Annotated in this window: 17 protein-coding genes; 7 read left to right on the top strand and 10 right to left on the bottom strand. The window is 64.7% G+C overall.

Annotation, left to right across the window (positions count from 1 at the left end; translation table 11 throughout):
- Positions 1-210 precede the first annotated feature (210 nt).
- Positions 211-2,592 carry a TonB-dependent receptor domain-containing protein gene (locus tag AC3EC3_RS12560; protein ID WP_488489958.1) on the top strand — a complete coding sequence of 794 codons (2,382 nt, stop codon included), beginning with the start codon at positions 211-213 and terminating at the stop codon, positions 2,590-2,592.
- An 80-nt stretch (positions 2,593-2,672) separates the two neighbouring features.
- Positions 2,673-4,757 carry a phosphocholine-specific phospholipase C gene (locus AC3EC3_RS12555; RefSeq protein WP_488489957.1) on the top strand — a complete coding sequence of 695 codons (2,085 nt, stop codon included), beginning with the start codon at positions 2,673-2,675 and terminating at the stop codon, positions 4,755-4,757.
- Positions 4,758-4,880: 123 nt separating this feature from the next.
- On the opposite strand, the gene AC3EC3_RS12550 is transcribed toward AC3EC3_RS12555, so the two are convergent.
- Entirely contained in the window at positions 4,881-5,579 is a 699-nt protein-coding gene (locus AC3EC3_RS12550; RefSeq protein ID WP_488489956.1) for a pirin family protein, read from the bottom strand.
- Between the two features lie 122 nt (positions 5,580-5,701).
- Here AC3EC3_RS12550 and AC3EC3_RS12545 point away from each other — a divergent pair, with 122 nt between their 5' ends.
- Positions 5,702-6,631: a LysR family transcriptional regulator gene (locus tag AC3EC3_RS12545; RefSeq protein ID WP_488489955.1), complete on the top strand. Its 930-nt coding sequence runs from the start codon at positions 5,702-5,704 to the stop codon at positions 6,629-6,631.
- A gap of 13 nt (positions 6,632-6,644) precedes the next feature.
- Here AC3EC3_RS12545 and AC3EC3_RS12540 read toward each other — a convergent pair whose 3' ends face one another.
- The 8 genes from AC3EC3_RS12540 to AC3EC3_RS12505 form a co-directional block, all read right to left on the bottom strand.
- On the bottom strand, positions 6,645-7,340 hold the full coding sequence (locus AC3EC3_RS12540) for a YoaK family protein (protein WP_488489954.1): 696 nt from the start codon (positions 7,338-7,340) through the stop codon (positions 6,645-6,647).
- A 105-nt stretch (positions 7,341-7,445) separates the two neighbouring features.
- Positions 7,446-8,798: an alginate export family protein gene (locus AC3EC3_RS12535; protein WP_488490070.1), complete on the bottom strand. Its 1,353-nt coding sequence runs from the start codon at positions 8,796-8,798 to the stop codon at positions 7,446-7,448.
- Position 8,799: 1 nt separating this feature from the next.
- Positions 8,800-9,237 (bottom strand): DoxX family protein, encoded by a 438-nt coding sequence (locus tag AC3EC3_RS12530; RefSeq protein ID WP_488489953.1) that lies wholly within the window; start codon positions 9,235-9,237, stop codon positions 8,800-8,802.
- Positions 9,238-9,240: 3 nt separating this feature from the next.
- Positions 9,241-10,155: a VOC family protein gene (locus AC3EC3_RS12525; RefSeq protein ID WP_488489952.1), complete on the bottom strand. Its 915-nt coding sequence runs from the start codon at positions 10,153-10,155 to the stop codon at positions 9,241-9,243.
- Between the two features lie 141 nt (positions 10,156-10,296).
- Complete coding sequence (locus tag AC3EC3_RS12520) at positions 10,297-12,144, bottom strand: amidohydrolase (protein ID WP_488489951.1); 1,848 nt, start codon at positions 12,142-12,144, stop codon at positions 10,297-10,299.
- Between the two features lie 66 nt (positions 12,145-12,210).
- Entirely contained in the window at positions 12,211-12,456 is a 246-nt protein-coding gene (locus AC3EC3_RS12515) for a DUF1427 family protein (RefSeq protein ID WP_488489950.1), read from the bottom strand.
- A gap of 26 nt (positions 12,457-12,482) precedes the next feature.
- Positions 12,483-13,319, bottom strand: coding sequence for an alpha/beta fold hydrolase (locus AC3EC3_RS12510; protein ID WP_488489949.1), 837 nt, complete (start codon positions 13,317-13,319; stop codon positions 12,483-12,485).
- Between the two features lie 138 nt (positions 13,320-13,457).
- The gene (locus tag AC3EC3_RS12505) at positions 13,458-14,117 is read right to left on the bottom strand and encodes a hydrolase (RefSeq protein WP_488489948.1); all 660 of its coding nucleotides are present in this window, start codon (positions 14,115-14,117) and stop codon (positions 13,458-13,460) included.
- A gap of 579 nt (positions 14,118-14,696) precedes the next feature.
- Between AC3EC3_RS12505 and AC3EC3_RS12500 the strand changes: the two genes are divergently transcribed.
- On the top strand, positions 14,697-15,596 hold the full coding sequence (locus AC3EC3_RS12500; RefSeq protein WP_488489947.1) for a LysR family transcriptional regulator: 900 nt from the start codon (positions 14,697-14,699) through the stop codon (positions 15,594-15,596).
- Positions 15,597-15,673: 77 nt separating this feature from the next.
- Here the strand turns inward: AC3EC3_RS12500 and AC3EC3_RS12495 are convergent, their stop codons facing one another.
- Positions 15,674-17,005 (bottom strand): aminomethyl transferase family protein, encoded by a 1,332-nt coding sequence (locus AC3EC3_RS12495; RefSeq protein WP_488489946.1) that lies wholly within the window; start codon positions 17,003-17,005, stop codon positions 15,674-15,676.
- A 327-nt stretch (positions 17,006-17,332) separates the two neighbouring features.
- Here AC3EC3_RS12495 and AC3EC3_RS12490 point away from each other — a divergent pair, with 327 nt between their 5' ends.
- From AC3EC3_RS12490 to AC3EC3_RS12480, 3 genes are read left to right on the top strand one after another with little or no spacing between them, the layout of a single operon-like run.
- Positions 17,333-18,220 carry a methylenetetrahydrofolate reductase gene (locus tag AC3EC3_RS12490; protein ID WP_488489945.1) on the top strand — a complete coding sequence of 296 codons (888 nt, stop codon included), beginning with the start codon at positions 17,333-17,335 and terminating at the stop codon, positions 18,218-18,220.
- A 46-nt stretch (positions 18,221-18,266) separates the two neighbouring features.
- Positions 18,267-19,133 carry a formyltetrahydrofolate deformylase gene (purU, locus tag AC3EC3_RS12485; protein ID WP_488489944.1) on the top strand — a complete coding sequence of 289 codons (867 nt, stop codon included), beginning with the start codon at positions 18,267-18,269 and terminating at the stop codon, positions 19,131-19,133.
- 12 nt (positions 19,134-19,145) lie between these two features.
- Positions 19,146-20,006: a bifunctional 5,10-methylenetetrahydrofolate dehydrogenase/5,10-methenyltetrahydrofolate cyclohydrolase gene (locus AC3EC3_RS12480; protein ID WP_488489943.1), complete on the top strand. Its 861-nt coding sequence runs from the start codon at positions 19,146-19,148 to the stop codon at positions 20,004-20,006.
- Positions 20,007-20,207: the final 201 nt, after the last annotated feature.

The raw sequence follows: 20,207 nt of genomic DNA, 5'->3' as shown, positions 1-20,207 counted from the left end.
ATCAAACCTGGTTGTGGGAATGGCTGTGCTTCTTCCGATAAACTGGCGTTCGGTCAAGCAGTATTCCGCACAATACCACATTATCGGTCATGATTCCTCGACATAGCCACAAAATGTAACATCGCTGTCATCGAATCGAGGTAGCTCGCAGCCAACGCCGAAACAGTCGGCACGAGTCCGGCAGCAGGGCCGGGCAACAGGAGACAGACCATGAAGACCTGGATGACCGGCGCTGCGATCCTTGCGATCGCGGCAGGGACCACACATGCCCATGCCCAGAGTGCGCCGGTGATTACGGCCGATGCGACCGCCGCCTCCAGCGCAACCGCCAATGTCGCTGCCGCAGCCGCGCCCGTCGCGACTTCGGACGACGGCGATCCGGGCACGCCGGACGACGGCAGCATCGTCGTGGTCGGTCAGGCGGTGTCGTTCGCCAACACCCGCGTTACCAAGGCGATGATCGAGCGCCAGTCCGCGCTGTCCAGCGTCAACGACGTGATCAACGAACTGCCCGGCGTATCGGTGCAGGAAGGCGACGCCTTCGGCTCGTCCGACTGGGCGACCTCGATCAGCATCCGTGGTTTCTCGCAGGTCGGCACCACTATCGACGGCGTGCCCAACGGCGGCTCGGGCTATGGCGGCGGTTCCAAGGCCAACCGCTATATCGACGTGATGGACCTCAAGACCGTGGAAGTCTCGCAAGGCACGGCGGACATCTCCTCGCGCTCGAACGAGGCGCTGGGCGGTACGCTGAACTACCTGACCTCCGATCCCGAGAACGACTTCCGCCTGCGCTTGTCGGGCGCGGCCGGCGATTTCGGCGCGCAGAAGTACTATGTCCGCGTCGATACCGGCGAGATCGCACCTGATACCCGCGCCTATGTCAGCGCCTCGCATTCCAAGGTGCATGACTGGATCGGCGGCGCGGGCAAGACCACGCGCGACCATATCGACGCCAAGATCGTCAGCCGCGTCTCGAACATCGATCTCACCGGCTTCCTGTCCTACGACGATGCGAACGAGTCCGAGTTCGGCTCGGTTTCGGTCGCCAGCTTCGAGGCGGACCCGAACCACGATGCCTATACCGACAACTGGACCGGCATTCCTTACATCGACCAGTCGTACCGCGCCGGTTCGCGCGCGCTGCGCAAGAATCTGCTCGGCTACCTGCGCGCCAAGACAGAACTGGGCGAGCTGAAGCTCTCGGCGACCGGCTATTACCACCGTATGCGTGGCCGGGGTGACTGGCTGCCGCCCTATCTGGTGGACGTGGGCAACAACGGCACCGGCTCCACGGTTGTCGGCGGCGATGCGCTGGGCGAGATCTACTTCGTCAATCCCGATGGTACGGCCGCGACGATGACGGCGGGCTGCACCGGCACCGCCAATGTCCCGGCGGAATATTCGCCCAGCTGCTATTCGTCGAACGCGACGGCGGTCATGTCGTACCGCCATACCCACTACAGGAACGACCGCTACGGCGCGACCGCCGATGCCGACTGGACGCATGACTTCGGCGTCGTCCAGAACAGTGTCCGTGCCGGTGCCTGGGTGGAACATGCCAAGCTCAACACCCTGCGTGACTGGCACAAGGTCGACAATGCCGCCGTCGGCATGGCCTATGACGATACGCCGTACTGGATCCAGTTCAGCACCGACTACGTGACCGACGAATTCGTCTATTACGCACAGGACGCGCTGACTTTCGGAAAGCTGACGGCCTCGTTCGGCGTGAAGCAGTACTTCCTCGACCAGACGCGTCAGGAACTGCTCGACGACCGCACCCGCACCTCGATCAATTCGCACTCCAAGCCGCTGATCTCGGCGGGCCTGACCTGGGAAAGCCCGGTCGAGGGCCTCGAACTCTTCGCAGGCTATGCGCAGAACTTCGCCGCGATCGACAACGGCGTGCTCGACAGCGATCAGGCGACCGTCAACAGCATCAAGCCGGAAACCGCGAACAGCTGGGAAGTGGGCGCGCGCTATTCCTCGTCGCATCTGCAGGCCTCGCTGACCGGCTACGACATCAAGTTCGACAACCACATCGTCTCGATCTCGTCGAACCTTGTCACCGGTATCGACTATCTGGAGCAGGAAGACAGCGTCTACCTGAACGTCGGCGGCGTGCGCAGCCGGGGCGTGGAAGCCGCCATCGCCTATCGCTTCGACATGGGCCTGACGCTTTCGGCGAACTACAGTTACAACCATGCCGTCTACATCGGCACCGGCGATGCCCAGCAGGACGCGGACGTGGGCATCACGCCGGGCGTGCAGGTCACGAACTCGCCGCGCCACATGTGGGTGCTCTCGGCCGACTACAAGCGCTCGATCTTCAAGGGCGGTGTCGCCGCCAAGTTCGTCGGCGATCGCTTTATCGATACCGAAGGCTCGCAGGTGGCGCCGGGCTACACCGTGCTGAACGGCTATGTCGGCGTCGATCTTGGCGGCATTTCCGATACGCTGAAGGGCGCCTCGTTCACGCTTCAGGCCACCAACCTCACCGACAAGCGCTACCTCGCAGGCGCCGATGGCGGCTCGGCGTTCCTCGGCGCGCCGCGCACTGTCACCGCCTCGCTGACGCTCGACTTCTGAGCCACCTGACCTGACAAGGGGGGCGCTGCGGCCTTATGGCGGCCAGCGCCCCTTCGTCCGTTTATACCAGGATGAACCCGATGACCGATCTTTCGCGCCGTTCGCTGCTTGCCGGCCTTGGCGCCGCCTCGCTGGCAGGGCTGCCGCCCGCAATTGCGCGGGCCGCCGCAATCGCGCCGGATGTGCGCAAGGGCACGATCGAGGACATCCAGCACGTGGTGATCCTGATGCAGGAGAACCGCAGCTTCGACCATTACTTCGGCGCCCTGCGCGGCGTGCGCGGCTTTGCAGACCGTCATCCGATCCCGCTCGCGCCGCTGCCGGGCGGCGACGCACCGCGCACCGTCTGGGAGCAGTACGACGGCAAGGCCGAAGGCGGGCCGCGTGCCATCGGACCGTTCCACCTTTCGACCAAGGCCGACTTCGACCTGATCCGCATGGCCGGCACGCCGCACACCTGGCCCGATGCGCAGGCCGCGTGGGACGAAGGGCGCCTGTCGCGCTGGCCCGAGGCAAAATCGCAGCGCGCGATGGGGCATTACCGGCGCGAGGACATTCCCTTTCAGTATGCGCTCGCCGAGACGTTCACGATCTGCGACGCCTATCACTGCTCGATCCAGACCGGCACCAATTCCAACCGCCTGTTCCTGTGGAGCGGCTCCAACGGGCCGGACGGCAAGACCGGCGGGCCGTCCATCGACAATTCGCACGACAGCTTCCCCGAGGATGGCGGCGCAGCGGATTCCTACAGCTGGACCACCGTGGTCGAGCGCCTGCAGGCCGCCGGGATCGACTGGCGCATCTATCAGGACATGGCGGACAACTTCACCGACAATCCGCTGGTCGGCTTCGCCTCGTTCCGCGCGAGCCACAAGGGGGACGGCGAGGGTGGGGGCGATCCCGAACTGAAAGCCCGCGCGATGAGCACGCAGGCGCTCGACGCGCTGCGCCGCGACGTGCTGGCTGGCACCTTGCCGCAGGTCAGTTACATCATCGGTACGGCATCGGGCAGCGAGCATCCGGCGCCGTCGAGCCCCGCACAGGGCGCGGCCTATACCGCCGATGTGCTCGACGCGCTGACCGCCGATCCGAAGGTCTGGGCGCGCACCGCGCTGTTCGTGATGTTCGACGAGAACGACGGCTTCTTCGATCACATGCCCCCGCCCGCACCGCCCTCGCACGGGGCGGATGGCGAGGCGCTCGGCGGCTCCACCGTCGATCTGGTGGGCGAGTATCACGTCCATCCCAGCACCGGCGATCCGGCGGGCGATCCTGCCGACTTGCGCGGGCGCCCTTATGGCCTCGGCCCGCGCGTGCCGATGTATGTGGTCTCGCCGTGGAGCCGGGGCGGCTGGGTCAATTCCGAGGTGTTCGACCATACCTCGGTCACGCGCTTTCTGGAGGCGCGCTTCGGCCTGCATGACAAGGAAATCTCGCCATGGCGCCGCGCGGTCTGCGGTGATCTGACCAGCACGTTCGACTTTACCGGGGCAGACCGCTCCCCCTTCGGCCCGCTGCCCGATCCGCGTCCCGAAGCGATGCGCGCCGCCGCCGTTCCGCATCAGGTCAAGCCGCTGGCGCCTGCGACGCGCGAGGCGCTGTGGCAGGAGCCGGGGCTGCGTCCTTCACGTCCGCTGGCCTACGATCTCGACGTGACCGACAGGCTATTGGATAACAGTATCGGGCTGAGGTTCATCGCGAAGGGAACGCGCGGCGCGGTATTCCACGTCTACGACCGTCACGATCTGGCTTCGCCACCGCGTCGCTATACGGTAGAGGCAGGCAAGGCGCTGGAGGGCGAATGGCCCTTCGTGCAGGCAGGCGGATACGATCTGGAAGTCTTCGGGCCCAACGGTTTCCACCGGCGCTTTGCCGGGACCGGAGCGAGTGCGCCTGCGACGGTGCGCTGGCAGCTGTCGCCCGAGACGGTTCATCTCGAAATCGTTGCGGGCAAGCCGGGTATAACGCTGGAGCGTGCATCACGCGCCGACAGGCCGCGTGAAGCGCCTGTCCGTTTCGAGACGGGGGCGCATCGCCTGTCGCTGCGCAGTGTGCAGGGGTGGTACGACTTTACGCTGGACGACGGCAAGGGATGGCATCGCCGGATCGCGGGGCGTCTCGACCGCCCCGGCGTACCAAGCACCAGCGATCCCTTCGCCGTATAATCGGGGCGGTGTAATCGAGGGGCGTAATCGGGGACGCCATCGAAACGATCCTGGATAGATGCCGGCGACAGGCTCCTCACCTGAGACGGGGCCTGTCGCCGGTATTGCTATCTCGTCTCGACGTTATGCCGCATCGACGAGAACGATCTCGCTGTCCTCGATGGCGGTGACGCGGATCGTATCGAGGTCGCGGATCGCGGCGCCGTCGCGGGCGTTGACGCGTACCTCGTCGATCTGCACCGCACCGGTGGCGGGGACGAGGTAGCCCTTGCGTTCGGCGCCGATGGCATATTCCGCCGTCTCGCCCGCTTTCAGCGTCGCCGCGACGATGCGGGCATCGGTGCGGATCGGCAGGGCATCGCCATCGCCTTCGTACCCCGAGGCCAGTGTCTCGAAGCGGCCTGCGCGCTCGCCTTTGGGGAAGGGGCGGGCGCCCCAGCTCGGAGCCTCGCCGTTGCGGGTGGGGATGATCCAGATCTGGAAGATCTTCGTGGTCACGTCTTCGAGATTGTACTCGGAGTGGCGGATACCGGTGCCCGCGCTCATCACCTGCACGTCACCCGCTTCGGTGCGGCCCTTGTTGCCCAGATTGTCCTCGTGCGTGATCGCGCCTTCGCGAACATAGGTGATGATTTCCATGTCGCGGTGCGGGTGCGGCGGAAAGCCGGTCTTGGGGGCGATGGTGTCATCGTTCCAGACCCTGAGGTTGCCCCAGTGTACGCGGGCCGGATCGTGATAATCGGCGAATGAGAAATGGTGTTTGGCATCGAGCCAGCCGTGGTTTGCGCCGCCGAGGCTCTCGAAAGGGCGAAGTTCGATCATCGTGATATCTCCTCAGAAAGCGGCGCTTCAGAGCGATCCGCTTCGTTGAGCCCTTTGTAGGGGTTGCGATCTTTTTCGTTCAGATGGATAAAATCCATCAGTCTATTCGAGGAAATGGAAAAGTGAATAACCCCGGCACGCCGACGCTCGACCAGTTGACGATCTTCCTGACCGTCGTGGAGACCGGCAGTTTCGCAGGTGCAGGCCGCAAGCTCAACCGCGCGGTCTCGGTCATCAGCTACGGTATCTCCAATCTGGAGATGCAGTTGGGCGTCATCCTGTTTGCGCGCGAAGGCACGCGGCGACCGCAGTTGACCGAACAGGGGCGTGCCGTTCTGGCCGAGGCCAAGACGATCGCGCAGGGGATCGACGGCCTGCGTGCCAAAGTGAAGGGCATGCTGGATGGGCTGGAGGCCGAGGTCAATCTGGCGCTGGACGTGATGCTGCCTGCCGAGCGGGTGGGGCAGGTGCTGCGCGATTTCGCGGCGAAATTCCCGACGGTGCAACTGCGGCTTCACGCCGAGGCGCTGGGCGCGATTACCGCGCTGGTGCTGGATCGCGAGGCGATCGTTGGTGTGTCCGGCCCGCTTTCGGCAGGGGTGGACGGGATCGACAGCCGCTCGGCAGGATCGGTCGCGATGGTGCCGGTGGCCGCGCCCGATCATCCGCTGGCACGCATGATGCCGATCGAGCCGGGCGCCGGGCGCGAGCATATCCAGCTGGTGCTGACGGATCGCTCGCGCTTCACCGCCGGACAGGATTATTCCGTGTTCAGCCCGCGCACCTGGCGTCTGGCCGATCTTGGCGCCAAGCACGCGTTGCTGCTGCAGGGTATCGGCTGGGGCAACATGCCGCTGGCGATGATCGAGGACGATCTGGTGACGGGCGCGCTGGTGCGTCTTGCCATGCCCGACCATGTAGGCGGTATGTACCGTTTCTCCGGTATCTGGCGGCGCGATACGCCGCCCGGTCCCGCCGCGACATGGCTGCTCGATCGCTTCGTTGCGCTGGGCGCAGGCGATGTCGAACTGGAAGGCCTGGGCGACGTGTGAGGTATGGCGCTGCTCAGGCGCGCGGCAGCGCCGAGGCCGGGTGCCGCACGAAGACCATCGTCGCGCCCAGCACGAGTGCTCCGGCGAGCGCCAGCGGGCAGGCAAGGCCGCCGAAGCGCAACAGCAGCGCACCCACGGTGGCCCCTGCGAAGATCGACAGCACCGCGCCGAAACGCCGCACGAAGTTGGGCGTGGTGCGGCCCGTCTGGTCGGCGGCAATGCCGGTGATGGTCAGTGTCAGAACCGTGGTGGTAAGATCGGGCACCTTGAGCTGGCGGATCGTGGCGTTGCGCAGGCCCATGGCAAGCCCGGTGAGCGCGATCACGCCGAGCACGGCGAACTCGGGCGCCTGCGCTGCCACATCCACACGCAGCGCCAGCGCGGCGGCCAGCCAGAGCAGCGCACCCTCGACCACCGCGGCCCAGGTCAGCCATTGCCGCAAGGGGCGCTGGGCATGGGCGCGACCGAGCCGTCCCGCGCCCCAGGCGCCGACCATGAATGTCGCCAGCGCCAGCAGCGCCGGGCCGGTCTTGAAGCCCGGCGTGCCTGCGGCGGCAAAGCCCAGGAACACCACGTTTCCGGTCATGTTGGCGGTGAAGACCTTGCCAAGGCCCAGCACGGATGCGGCATCGACAAGCCCGGTCGTCGCGGACAGGACCAGCAGCAGGCGGGGGAGCGCGGAAGACGGAGCAGCAGGGGCGGCGGGCATAAGTGTGATCTCCTGAACGATGGCGTTGCAGAGGGCCTAAAGGCAAACGATCCATATTCTCAGTCGAATAAGATCATCGTGATTGTTCGACTTTCTGGAAAAGCGTCAGAAGCGGAAATTGCTTTCGAGGCCCAGCATGTGGATCGCCCTGGCGCTGCCCGTCTCGCGGATGAAGGCGCCGGGCGCGAAAGTGGAAAGCGAGGCCGAAAGCTCCAGCTCCGCCGTCGCCTGCCAGGCCAGCGTTGCCTCCACTTCCTTGCCGATGAAGCGCGCCCGGGCATCGCCTGCGGCGCGCACGAGGTTGCCCGGAATGTCGTAGATCCCGTCTGCCCGCGAATAGCGCCAGTAGGCGGCGCCCGCGAGACTGGCCGAGATCTTGGGGCTCAACTGCACGCCGACGGAAGGGTGCAGATTGACGATGTTGTAAGGGCCGATGGGCGATAGTTCACCAAAGTATTTGCCCTTGGGAAACAGCGCATTGAACGTGCCAAGTCGATGATCCTTGGCATTGCCGTCACCACTGACGACATTCACGCGCAAGGTCAGGTCCGGGTGCAGCGGCACATCGGGAAAGGCGCGCCCCAGTTCGCTGCCCAGCGTCCAGGCGGAGATCGTCTCGTCTGAGAAGTGGCCGAACTGGTAGGCGCCTTCGATGTTCCAGTGCCAGTTGTCCCGCAGGCCATGCCAGCGTGCGCCGAGCGTGTGGCGCGTCTCGCCACCCGTCGTCCCACTCCATGTGGCGCGGTCGTTGCGGAAGCCGAGATAGTAGAGATCGAGATCCGGCAGCGTTGTATAGACGCCCCACAGCGACTTGTCGGACGAGGTACGGTCGTCGAAGCTCGCCGTGCCGGGCTGGACCGGGCGCATCGCCAGCAGGCTGACGGTCGCCTTGCCGAGCTTCACATCGCTGCGAACGCCGTCGAAGGCGAGCGGCACGTTCGGGCCGTAGCGCGTGCCGACCAGCCGCTCGGTGCCGAGCGACAGCATCTGGCGACCGGCGCGCAGTGTCACCTTGCCGAGATCGGCCTCGACGAAACCCTGCAACAGGTCCGCACCGGTTTCGTCGACGGGACTTGCCTGTGGCTTCACGCCGATCGAGGTGGCGATGATCGGCTGCACGAAAGCGCGCACCTTGCCGGCGTGAAAGTCGGCATAGGGCATCGCGCGGAGCCAGAGATAACTGTCGTTCGGGGCATCGCCGCCGCCCCACAGGTTGTTCTGATAGTTCTCGTTGCGGGCGCGCAGTTCGATCCCGGTCGAGACCCAGACGTCATCGGTAATGGGGATGTACTTGAACTGGCCGGTCCAGTGGTGCGCGCGCTTGTCGGCATCCTCAAGGTCGGACCAGTCCTCGTCGTAGCGGGTGATCGAAAGCGTTGGCGCCTGCCAGGCCTCGTGCGGATCGGCGTGGGCGATTTCGGGGGCGAGCAGTGCCGCGATGATCGCGACGAACGCCAGCCTAGGCACGGGCCAAAGCCTGAGCCTGAGCCTGAGCCTTGCGCGCCAGCATGGCGACCAGCACGAAGGCGCCGGTCAGGCCCATGTGCTCGAAGAAGGCATTGGTTGCGGCGAAGCGCTCAGGGCCGGCGGGCATCGTCCAGAAGGCGTTGGCGACGCAGGCCGCCAGCGCGGTGAACACCCCGAGCATCCCTGCGCCCAGCCAGACCAGACGGCCCGAGAGGATCAGCAGCGGCCCGATCAGTTCCACCGCGATGGTGATCCCGGCCCAGAGCGCTGGCGGGGTAAGGCCGAAGTGGGCCTGCTCGGCGAGTGCGGCGGGCCAGTCTCCCAGCTTCACCACACCACCCAGCAGGTAGGCGCTGACCAGCAACACGCGGGCCAGAAACCCCGTCGGCGCAAAGTCGAGCACGGTGTTTACGAACGACGGGGTGCGCATGGGTCAGGCTCCAGCGTGGGCGTCAGAATGAATTTCGGCGATGTAGCCGCCGGGGAACTCGACCACTGCCGACTGGCGCTTGCCGTAGGTGGCAGGCGCGACGAGCGTCTGGACACCGGCGGCCTTGGCCTTGGCAAGCGTTGCCGAAAGGTCGGGTACGGCATAGCCGGTCATGTCGCGGCCATAGGGCCAGGGCAGCAGGCCGTCCGAGACGAACACCACCATGTCGCCATAGCCGCTGTGGATCGAGACGCGGCGGATGGTCTTGCCGGGCTCGCCGATCTGGGCGCCGTCCGCGGCCTTGTCGTCCGCCGTGACCTTGGCGTGGGCATAGCCGGTCCAGCTCTTGATGAACGTGTCGGCAGCATCGGCGGTCAGGTAGATGCGGTTTTCAGGCACCGTGCCGAGCGGGGTGTAGCTGGGCTTCACCGTGTGCCAGTAGATCTGCATGTTCACGCCGCCCGGCCACTGGATCAGCGAATCCCGGCCGATCGGATCGGGGAACGTCGTCAGCAGACGGGTTGCGCCGTGCTTCACGGCGGCGGGAATCGCGGCGTCGATGTCGGTGACGAGATAGCCGGTGCGCTCGGCGCCGAAGGGATAGGGGATCGGCGTCTTGAAGCCGAACACCGAGACCGAACCGGCGGGCGTCAGCACCAGCTGCGACTTGGTCAGGCTCTTGGTCGGCGTGACCTGAAACTCGCCCTGCTTGCTGGTGGTGCCCCCGAAGGTGGCCGAGAAGCTGGACACGAACGTATCGAACTGGTCGGCGGGCACGTAGACATGGGTGGTGTCGTACTGCGGGCCGACCGCGAAGTCGGGGGTGGAGGCGACAGCGGCGGTCCGGGCCATGGCCGGAATGGCGGTGGGGACCGAGGCAATGACGGCGGCGGCGATCAACAGGGTAAAGCGCTTCATGGGGGGCTCCTTGGGGTGAGTTTCATCGTCCCGGGCCCGGTCTCTTCATGACCGGGCGCAGGTTTGATGTACGTCGCAATCGAACTGCTATCGATCCGAATAAAATCGTTCGATACGTTCTATTTTATAGAAAAGATGGTGTCAGACCGCCCAGCAGCCGCAGCCCAGCGATCCCCAGAAGCTCTGGACATCGGCGGCGGGGACATCGGCCCCCAGCGCGGCGGCATGGTCGTGCCCGTGAACACCGCAGGCCGAGTGGCAACCGCAGGCAGACGCCAGCTTCTGCTTGGTTTCCGGGGACTGGTAATAGCCGCCGAACGTCGCGACCGGCGACCAGTCGGGCATGGGCTTTGGCAGTTCCGGCGCGATCGGGCGATAGTCGCCCTCGCCGTGCACAACCTTGCCGCCGAGGAGCGTCAGCACTGAGCGGATGTGGACGATCTCGTTGTCGGGCACCGAGAAATAGTCGTCCGAAAGCAGCGCAAGATCGGCAAGCTGGCCTGCCTTGATGCGGCCCTTCTTGCCCTCCTCGTTCGAGAACCAGGTGTTCTCGTGCGTCCACATCCGCAGCGCCTTCTCGCGGCTCACGCGGTTGTCGCCGCGATAGAGCGAGAGGCCGCCCACAGTGCGTCCCGTGACCAGCCATGACAGCGAGACCCACGGGTTGTAGCTGGCGACGCGGGTGGCGTCGGTGCCCGCACCCACCGGGATACCGGCGGCGATCATGCGGGAGATCGGCGGGGTACGCTCGGCGGCCTTGGCGCCGTAGCGCTTGACGAAATCCTCGCCCTGATAGGCCATGCGGTGCTGCACGGCGATGCCGCCGCCGAGCGCAGCGATCCGGTCGATATTGCGGTCGCTGATCGTCTCGGCATGGTCGAAGAACCAGTTGATGCCTTCGAGCGGAATGTCGCGGTTGACCTTCTCGTAGACGTCGAGCGCGCGGCCGATGGTCTCGTCATAGGTCGCGTGCAGGCGCCAGGGCCAGCGATGTTCGGCCAGAAGACGGATGACGGGCTCGAGATCGCCTTCCATGCTGGGCGCCATGTCCGGGCGGGGCTGGCGGAAATCCTCGAAATCGGCGGCAGAGTAGACCAGCATCTCGCCAGCACCGTTGTGGCGATAGGTGTCGTCCCCCTGTCCCGGCGTCACCTGCTTCACCCAGCCCGAGAAGTCGGCCAGTTCCTCCTTGGGCTTCTGCGTGAACAGGTTGTAGCTGATGCGCACGGTCAGCTGGTCTTCGGCGTGAAGCTTCTCGATGATCTCGTAATCGTCGGGATAGTTCTGGAAGCCGCCGCCCGCATCGATCACGCCGGTAATGCCCAGCGCGTTGACTTCGCGCATGAAATGCCGGGTCGAGTTGACCTGATAGTCCTGCGGCAGTTTCGGCCCTTTGGCGAGCGTGGAATAGAGGATCGTCGCGTTGGGCTGGGCCAGCAGCAATCCGGTGGGATTGCCTGCCGCGTCACGCACGATCTCGCCGCCCGGCGGGTTGGGCGTGTCCTTGGTATAGCCCACCACCCGCAGCGCAGCGGCGTTGAGCAGCGCGCGATCGTAGAGGTGGAGGATGAACACCGGCGTGTCGGGCGCGACCGCGTTCAGTTCCTCGATGGTGGGCAGGCGCTTTTCGGCGAACTGGTGTTCGGTGAAGCCGCCGACCACGCGAACCCATTGCGGGGCGGGCGTGTTGTCGACCTGCCGCTTCAGCATCGCCATGGCATCGGCCAGCGTCGGCACGCCGTCCCAGCGCAGTTCCATGTTGAAGTTAAGGCCGCCGCGAATGATGTGCATGTGGCTGTCGATCAGGCCGGGGATCATCCGGCGGCCCTTGGCGTCGATCACGGTGGCGCCGGGGGCGGCGGCCTCGCGCGCTTCCTGTTCGCTGCCGACGGTCAGGAACTTGCCGTCCCGGATGACGACGGCCTCTGCCTGCGGATTTTCGCGGTCGAGGGTCGTGACCTTGGCGTTGATGATGATGGTATCGGTCATGAGCGTATCCTTCCGGCCCTGTTTTCAGGCCTTAGTTTTCAGGCCCCGGTTTTCAGGCCCCGGTTTTCAGGCGTTGTCTTTGTGGCCGGGCAGGCGCCCGAGGACGTGTTCGCGGCAGTCTGACAGTGCCACTGCTGCGAGGTGGTTCTTCGCCAGCACGCTGCCCGCAAGGGGGATGATCTGCTCTCCCAGCAGGATGCCCAGCAATCCGACCAGGGCGATCATTGGCGGCGCCGGTGAACGGACGCCGAGGAGAGAGTAGACGACACCCACCAGCAGTCCGGCGGCAAGCGAGAAAAGGTAGGCTTTCATCGGTTCGGTCTCCCCGGCGTTTCGCGTCAGGCCTGCACGAAGGCGAGCAGGTCGGGATTGATGGTGTCGGCATCGACGGTAAGCATGCCGTGCGAGAAGCCCGGATAGATCTTGAGCGTCGCATTCGGCAGGATCTCGGCCTGCAGCACACCGGCGTTCTTGTAGGGCACGACCTGATCGTCATCGCCGTGAAGGACGAGGGTGGGGACGGTGATCGCTTTCAGATCGTCGGTCTGGTCGGTCTCGGAGAAGGCCTTGATGCCTTCGTAATGGGCCTTGGCGCTGCCCATCATGCCCTGACGCCACCAGTTGTCGATGACCGCTTCCTTCACGTCGGCGCCCTCGCGGTTGAAACCGTAGAACGGTCCTGCGGCGACATCGCGGAAGAACTGCGCGCGGTTGGCGGCGAGGCCAGCGCGCAGGCCGTCGAACACCTCGATCGGCAGGCCGCCGGGATAGGCCTCGGTTTTCAGCATGATCGGCGGTACGGCGCTGACCAGCACGGCCTTGGCGACGCGGCCCTGCGGGATTCCGTAGCGGGCGACGTAGGCTGCGACTTCACCGCCGCCGGTCGAATGGCCGATATGGACGGCGTTCTTCAGGTCGAGGTGTTCCATCACCGCGGCGGCATCGGCGGCGTAGTGGTCCATGTCGTGCCCTTCGCTGACCTGTGCCGAGCGGCCATGGCCGCGGCGGTCATGGGCGACGACGCGGAAGCCCTTGCTCAGGAAATAGAGCATCTGGGTGTCCCAGTCGTCCGACGAGAGAGGCCAGCCGTGGTGGAAGACGATCGGCTGTGCGTCCTTCGGACCCCAGTCCTTGTAGAAGATTTCGACGCCATCGGCGGTGGTTATGGTGGCCATCAGAGTAATCCTTTTGAAACGGGTTGAAATGGACAGAAAAGGGGTAAAGCGGCAATTGAAAGTTACCAACAGGGTGGGGCCGGCCTCGCCGATGAGGAGGCGGGAGAAGAAGATCGGCGGCCGGTCCCGAGCAGTGTATCAGTGACCGCCTTCGGAGGCACCGAACATGGTCTTGGCGTACTTGATGCCCAGGCCGTAGGCGCCGCCCCACTTGGCAGCGATGCCGGTGGTGCTCTCGTAGGTCTCGGTGCGGGCCCAGTCGCGCTGGAGTTCGAGTAGGTACTGCAGCGAGGTCATCGGCACGGCGCCCAGCTGGACCATCCGCTCGACAGCGCGCTCATGGGCTTCGGGAGAAATGTCGCCGCAGGCATCGGTGATGACGTAAGCCTCGAAGCCCTGCTCGATGGCGGAAGCGACCGGGCCGACGATGCAGACCGAGGTCCACAGCCCGGCGAAGACGATGCGTGGCTTGCCGATGCGGTTGACTTCGGCGATCACCGCTTCGTCCTCCCAGGTGTTCATCGAGGTGCGGTCGAGCATTTTCTGACCGGGGAACGCCTCAGTGATCTCGTCGAACATCGGGCCGGAAAAGCTCTTTTCGGCAACCGTGGTCAGGATCGTCGGCACGTTGAACGACTTGGCGCCGCGCGAGATCAGGGCCGCATTGTTGCGCAGCAGCTCTGCCGGGATCGACTTGGTGGCAAAGGCCATCTGCGACTGGAAATCGATCAGGACGAGGGCGTGATTGTCGGGCGAGAGAAGCGAGTTGCCGGCGGTGGCAGTGGCAGTAAGCGTCATAGTCAGATCCTTTGGGTTCTAAGGTGGAAGCGCATTCTGAAAAACGGCGTGACCGCTTCGGAAGGCGCAGAAGGTCGCGTCCAAACTTTCGACCGGGTCGAAAAGTCGGATGGCGGGGCAGCTATTTTCGAGTTTGTGAGAGAGTTATGGGCCGCGCTGCATCTGCGCGAGATCAGCCCTTGGCATTACATATGATCGGAGAAGGGGTTGGGGATTCAGGCTTTGCGATCTGTGAAGTGTCGTGCCCTGGGAAAACCGATGCCGGGGCTGTGGAAAGAGGGAAGTTCGATCATCGTGGTGTCTCCTCAGGTGAGCGGTATTCGGAGCGATCCGCTTCGTTGAGCCCTTTGTAAGAGAAATAGACTTTTCCGATCAGACGGATAAAATCCGTAAGTCTATTCTATAAAATAGAAAAGCTGGCCGGGCAGTACGGAAGGATAAGGCATCGGCCTCAGCAGGCAGTGCAGGGTGCGCTCAGGTCCAGAATTTATCGCCGCCATGGTCGGTGAAATATCGCTTTGTTGCCCATTCGGCGTATTGTCGCGGAATTAGAAACAGAACACGATTGGGACGGGCGACATGGACCGGCTGACGACGATGACGACCTTCCTCAAGGTCGTGAAGTACGCCAATTTCACGATGGCGGCCGACGATCTGGCGATTTCGCGCACGCTGGTCTCGCGCCATGTCGCCGATCTGGAGGCGCATCTGGGCATCAAGCTGCTCAACCGGACGACCCGGCTGGTGACGCCGACCGAGGCGGGCTTACGGTACAGTGCCCTGTGCGAGCGCGTTCTGGGCGAGATCCGCAACGGCGAGGAGCAACTTGCCGCGATCCGCGATGAGATCGAGGGCGAAATCTCGATCCAGTGTCCGATCTGGATCGGCAGCTTCGGCATTTCGCTGGCGACCGCCGAGTTCGCGCAACTGCACCCCGGCGTCAATATCCGCATCTATTTCGAGGAACCCTCTGCCTCGCACCCGCACGAGTTTCTGGCACAGGGGTACGACTTGTGCATCCAGCCCAATATCCTGCGCGATTCCTCGATCATGGTGAAGAAGATCGGTGCGATCGAGCATGTGCTGGTGACGGCGCCGGGCTATTTCGACGAACACGAAAAGCCGGAAAGCGTATCGCAACTGGCTGGCCATTCGTGCCTTGCCAAGCTGGGGGAAGTGGCGTGGAGCTTCGAGAACGGCGAGCGTGTCACCCTGCCGCAGCCGCCGCGCTACACCTCGAACAGCGTCTTCGCCTTGCGCGAAGCGGCGACCAGCGGCCTTGGTATCGCCATGCTGCCCAAGGGGATCGTGCGGCAGGAGCTGGAGAAGGGCGGCCTGATCGAAGTCCTGCCCGAACTGCCGGTGGCGCGCAGGCCGCTCTACATCGCCTTTGCGCCGGGCGGGGATGCCCCGCGTAAGAGCCGGGCCCTGATCCATTTTCTGGCAGACTGGTTCAAGCACCGGCGCTTCCCGGTGTGATCGCGGTATTCCTTGCGAAGCCATAAAAAAAGCCCGCCTGATGAAGGCGGGCTTTTTCGTGAGAGGTCGGCGGCGGATCAGTCCTTGCGGTAATCCGTGCGCGCGTGATCGTTGTAGGGCGACGAGGCGACGGTGACTTTCAGCTTCTCGAAGCCGTAGTCGCCATCGACGGCGTTGCCCGGACCCGGATGTTCCCCCCACACGAAAGTCAGCTCGGTGCCCGGCGCGGCAACGGCATCGTTGACCAGCGCCAGCGAGAGGATCTTGCCAAGCGGGCCGATCAGGCCGGTCTGGAACGACATGCCCGCCAGCTGGCCATCGGCGGTTTCCAGACGGTAGCGGCCATAAGTGTTGAGATAGTCGGGATTGCCGAACACGCGGGCGCTGTCGGCCTCGTCGAAGACCAGTGTGCGCTTGCGGCGGGCGATAGCATCCTTGCTCTTCTCCAGCGCTTCACGCCCGCAATAGTCGTGCGTGAAGGCGATCGACTTGCCGTAGCCCAGTTCATAGGGCGAGACATAGTAATCGGCGATATCGTCCGAATAGAAGCTGCCGTGCAGCGGCTTCTGGCCTTCGTAGGAGAACACGCTCAGCCACTCGCGATAGCCGGCAAGCTCGGGATCGGTGAAGATCGCGGGCGTCGGCGTCGGAATCCAGCCGCTTTCGATGCCATTGGTATAGTAGGCCTTGCCGCCGACATGGACGATGCCGAATTCCTCGCCCGCTTTCAGGATCGCGTCCTTCACGAAAGCGGCATCGGTCCAGTCGCCGATGAACTCGTAGCCGGGCATCCCCGCCATGCCGTGGCGGAAGGCGCGGAACTTGCGGCCTTCCAGTTCGACCGGGGTGGAGTGGAAGAACCTGGTCTTCGGCAGCGGACCGCCGAACAGTTTTTCACTCAGCGCCATGGCCAGCGGGCCCTGGATCTGGAAGCGGAAGACGATCGGCTGGCCTTCCTTGCGCAGGCCCGAATCCGGATCGACCTTCAGTTCGACGTCGTACTTGCCGACTTCGGCCTGATAACGGATCCACGACTGCGAGGCCGGAACGCCCGACAGGTTGAAGCGCTCTTCGGCATCGCGCATCAGGATGCCGTCGGTGATCAGCAGGCCGCGCTCGGTGACGGGCACGAACTGCTTGGCCTGCCCCACGACGAAATTCTCGTAGTTGTTGGCCGAATAGTCCATCAGCAGGCGCTGGGCATCGGGGCCTTCGATCCACAGATCCCACATGTGATGCGACAGGTCGCTGAGCGCGACGCCATCGCGCCAGGCGGCCTGTTCCTCGCGCCAGCCGATATATTCGGGCTTGATGACGGGAACTTCCCAAGCCTTGGCGTTGGGCTTCCACACCACACCCATGGGCGAACCGGCATCGTCGATGGCCTGCTGCAGGCTCTTGGGTTTCATCTCTCAAATCCTTTCCGGGTGATCCTCGTGATGCCGTGTGTTCACGGCCTCGCCCTGTGACCTAGCAAGCAAGCGGCGGGGGGCGGAATGGCACGAATTGGCGCAACATTGTCGCGGGATCGGTAACAGCGGCGATGGACCACGCGACGCCCGGTGGGCGCGGGCGTTGCAAGCCCGCGCAGCGGTGCAGGCCGCCAATCCATACGTTTACCCGGCGGGCAAAGACGCCGCCGTCCGCACCACATTGTTGCGGGTTCGGCTCCTATTCCCGCAGGCCCGGCGATGGCAGGCACAGGTGCATAACCAGAATTCGAGGATGCACCCTGTATGGCTTCCGTCAAAGTACTGTTGGAAGGCTACAGTCTGGAGACGACTGTAGCCGATGCGGGCAAACTTGCCGATCTGCCGAGAGCGATGCCGCGCCCGCAGGAGGTCTATGTCCCCTATCTTGCCAACGAGGATGACGCGGCACGCCTGCGTGCCTGTCAGGCTGTGCGCGCGGCGGGTCTTGAACCCGTGCCGCATTTCAGCGCGCGCCGGATTGTTTCGCTCGATGCGCTCGACAGCCAGCTTGCCGCGATGGCGCTGTACGCGGGGGTGACGCGCGCCTTTGTGATCGCGGGCGACATTGCCCGGCCGGAGGGACCGTTCATGGATAGTCTGTCGCTGATCGAGAGCGGGCTGTTCGAGAAGCACGGCTTCACGCACATCGGCGTCGCGGGCCACCCCGATGGTCATCCCGATGTGGCGCAGGACGTGCTGTGGTCCGCGCTCGCTGCCAAGCTGCAGGCCCTGTCCGCGCGTGGTATCGAGGCGCAGATCGTCACCCAGTTCTCCTTCGATCCCGATCGCGTGGCGGACTGGATCGGCGAGGTGCGTGCGCGCGGCATTACTGCGCCGATCCGCATCGGTATTCCCGGCCCGACCAGCGTGCGCACCCTGCTGCGCTATGCTGCGCGCTGTGGTGTGACCGCCTCGGCCAGCGCCGTGGCGAAATACGGCTTTTCGCTCAGTCGTCTGCTGGGGCAGGCAGGCCCCGACGATTTCATCGCCAGGCTGGGCGCCCGGCTCGATCCCGCGAAGGATGGCCCCGCGAGCGATGGCCCCGTGAGCGATGGCATTGTCCGTCTGCATGTCTTCCCGTTCGGCGGCTTCGAGAAGGTGGGCGGCTGGATCGCGGGCGTGCTGGCCGACAGCGCGCCATGCACGGCCTGAACGCCGTACCGGATTTTTCAGAACATAAACTCAGGAGAAGATACCCGTGGCCCATTCCGATACGCCCCATTCCTACACTCTTGTCGTCAGTTGCCCGGATCGTACCGGGATCGTCCACGCGGTGAGCGGCGCGATCCTTGCCGACGAGGGCAATATCCTGGAATCGCGCCAGTTCGACGATCGCGAGACCGGCCGGTTCTTCCTGCGCGTGGTCTTCGAGACCGAGCGCGACGATGCGCTGGTGCGCGAGCGCATGGCGGGCATCGCGCAGGAGTTCGCGATGGACTGGCGGTTGGAAGTGACCGGGCGTCCGGTCCGCACGCTGATCCTCGTCTCCAGGTTCGACCATTGCCTTGGCTATCTGCTCTACAAGATGCGCATGGGCGAGTTGCCGATGGACGTGGTGGCCATCGCTTCCAACCATCCGGCATCGGCGATGACCGTCAGCACCATCGGCGACATTCCCTTCCATCACCTGCCGATCACGAAGGAGACCAAGGCCGAACAGGAGGCGCGGATCAAGGCGCTGGTGGACGAAACCGGGGCTGAACTGGTGATCCTGGCGCGCTACATGCAGATCCTTTCGGACGACATGGCGGCGTGGCTTTCGGGGCGGTGCATCAATATCCACCACTCGTTCCTGCCCAGCTTCAAGGGCGCCAAGCCCTATCATCAGGCGCATCGCCGGGGCGTGAAGATGATCGGGGCGACCGCGCACTACGTAACCGGCGATCTGGATGAAGGCCCGATCATCCATCAGGCCGCCGAAGTCGTCAGCCACGAGGACACGCCCGAGGATCTCGTGCGCAAGGGGCGCGAGATCGAGAGCCGGGTGCTGGGCAAGGCAGTGGGCTGGCACTTGACTCACCGGGTGTTCCTGAACGACGGGAAGACCGTCGTGTTCGGAAACTGAGCGGGCGGGTCCATGGCTGAAATCCTGCGCGGCGACGTGATCGCCGCCGAAATCGAAAGCGAACTGCGCGGGCGGATCGCGCAACTTGCTGTGCGCGGCGTCACGCCGGGGCTCGCCGTCGTGCTGGTGGGAGACGATCCTGCCAGCCACGTCTACGTCTCGCGCAAGCAGCGCGCGGCGGCGCGCGTGGGGATCGTCTCTGTCGAGCATCGTCTGCCGGGCGATACCGCGCAGGCCGAACTGCTCGGGCTGATCGCCGCGCTCAATGCCGATCCCGCGATCCACGGCATTCTGGTGCAGTTGCCGCTGCCCCCGCAGATCGCGGCGGACGAGGTGCTGGATGCGATCGTGCCGGCCAAGGATGTCGACGGTTTCCACCCGGTCAACGTCGGGCGTCTGTCCACCGGGGCGGGCAGCGGCCTGGTGCCGTGTACGCCGCTGGGCTGCATGATCCTGCTGGAGAAGGTCGTGCCCGATTTCCGGGGGCTGGACGCGGTGGTGATCGGCAAGTCGAACATCGTCGGCAAGCCGCTGGCACTGCTGCTGCTCGAACGCGAATGCACCGTCACGGTCACGCATATCCGCACGCGTGGGCTGCCGGAGATCGCGCGCCGTGCCGATATTCTGGTGGCCGCAGCGGGCAGCGCGGGGCTGGTGCGCGGGGACTGGGTGAAGCCCGGTGCGGTGGTGATCGATGTCGGCATCAACCGCATCGCCGGAGAAGACGGCAAGTCGCGCATCGTCGGCGATGTGGCGGCGGACGAGTGCGGCCATGCGGGTGTACTCACCCCGGTTCCGGGCGGCGTCGGCCCGATGACCATTGCTTGCTTGCTGCGCAACACGGTGGATGCGGCGGTCCGCAGCGCGGGCTGATCTTCTCCTTATCGAGAATGCGAAAAACGAGCGCGAGGAGCCATTCTCGCGCCCGTTTTCTATCCGATCGAAGTCTTGGAAAAAGGCCCCGTTCCCAAGCCGTGCGGGAACGGGGCAATCCCCGGGGAGACGGGGATTCCGGTTTTCGCCGAAGCCTTATACCAAAGCTCGATGAGCTTGACTCATCGGGCTTTGGTTAAG

This window comes from Novosphingobium sp. BAM6 (assembly GCF_057784955.1).
The sequence above is the reverse complement of the archived record's forward strand: the minus strand, read 5'-3'. Positions and strand labels throughout refer to the sequence as shown.

Bases quoted from the DNA above. Each gene is read 5' to 3' on its own strand.
- AC3EC3_RS12505 (WP_488489948.1), bottom strand. From the start codon at position 14,117: ATGACGCTTACTGCCACTGCCACCGCCGGCAACTCGCTTCTCTCGCCC.
- AC3EC3_RS12555 (WP_488489957.1), top strand. From the start codon at position 2,673: ATGACCGATCTTTCGCGCCGTTCGCTGCTTGCCGGCCTTGGCGCCGCC.
- AC3EC3_RS12490 (WP_488489945.1), top strand. From the start codon at position 17,333: ATGGCTTCCGTCAAAGTACTGTTGGAAGGCTACAGTCTGGAGACGACT.
- AC3EC3_RS12495 (WP_488489946.1), bottom strand. From the start codon at position 17,005: ATGAAACCCAAGAGCCTGCAGCAGGCCATCGACGATGCCGGTTCGCCC.
- AC3EC3_RS12520 (WP_488489951.1), bottom strand. From the start codon at position 12,144: ATGACCGATACCATCATCATCAACGCCAAGGTCACGACCCTCGACCGC.
- AC3EC3_RS12500 (WP_488489947.1), top strand. From the start codon at position 14,697: ATGGACCGGCTGACGACGATGACGACCTTCCTCAAGGTCGTGAAGTAC.
- AC3EC3_RS12510 (WP_488489949.1), bottom strand. From the start codon at position 13,319: ATGGCCACCATAACCACCGCCGATGGCGTCGAAATCTTCTACAAGGAC.
- AC3EC3_RS12480 (WP_488489943.1), top strand. From the start codon at position 19,146: ATGGCTGAAATCCTGCGCGGCGACGTGATCGCCGCCGAAATCGAAAGC.
- AC3EC3_RS12530 (WP_488489953.1), bottom strand. From the start codon at position 9,237: ATGCGCACCCCGTCGTTCGTAAACACCGTGCTCGACTTTGCGCCGACG.
- AC3EC3_RS12515 (WP_488489950.1), bottom strand. From the start codon at position 12,456: ATGAAAGCCTACCTTTTCTCGCTTGCCGCCGGACTGCTGGTGGGTGTC.
- AC3EC3_RS12540 (WP_488489954.1), bottom strand. From the start codon at position 7,340: ATGCCCGCCGCCCCTGCTGCTCCGTCTTCCGCGCTCCCCCGCCTGCTG.
- AC3EC3_RS12560 (WP_488489958.1), top strand. From the start codon at position 211: ATGAAGACCTGGATGACCGGCGCTGCGATCCTTGCGATCGCGGCAGGG.
- AC3EC3_RS12550 (WP_488489956.1), bottom strand. From the start codon at position 5,579: ATGATCGAACTTCGCCCTTTCGAGAGCCTCGGCGGCGCAAACCACGGC.
- AC3EC3_RS12525 (WP_488489952.1), bottom strand. From the start codon at position 10,155: ATGAAGCGCTTTACCCTGTTGATCGCCGCCGCCGTCATTGCCTCGGTC.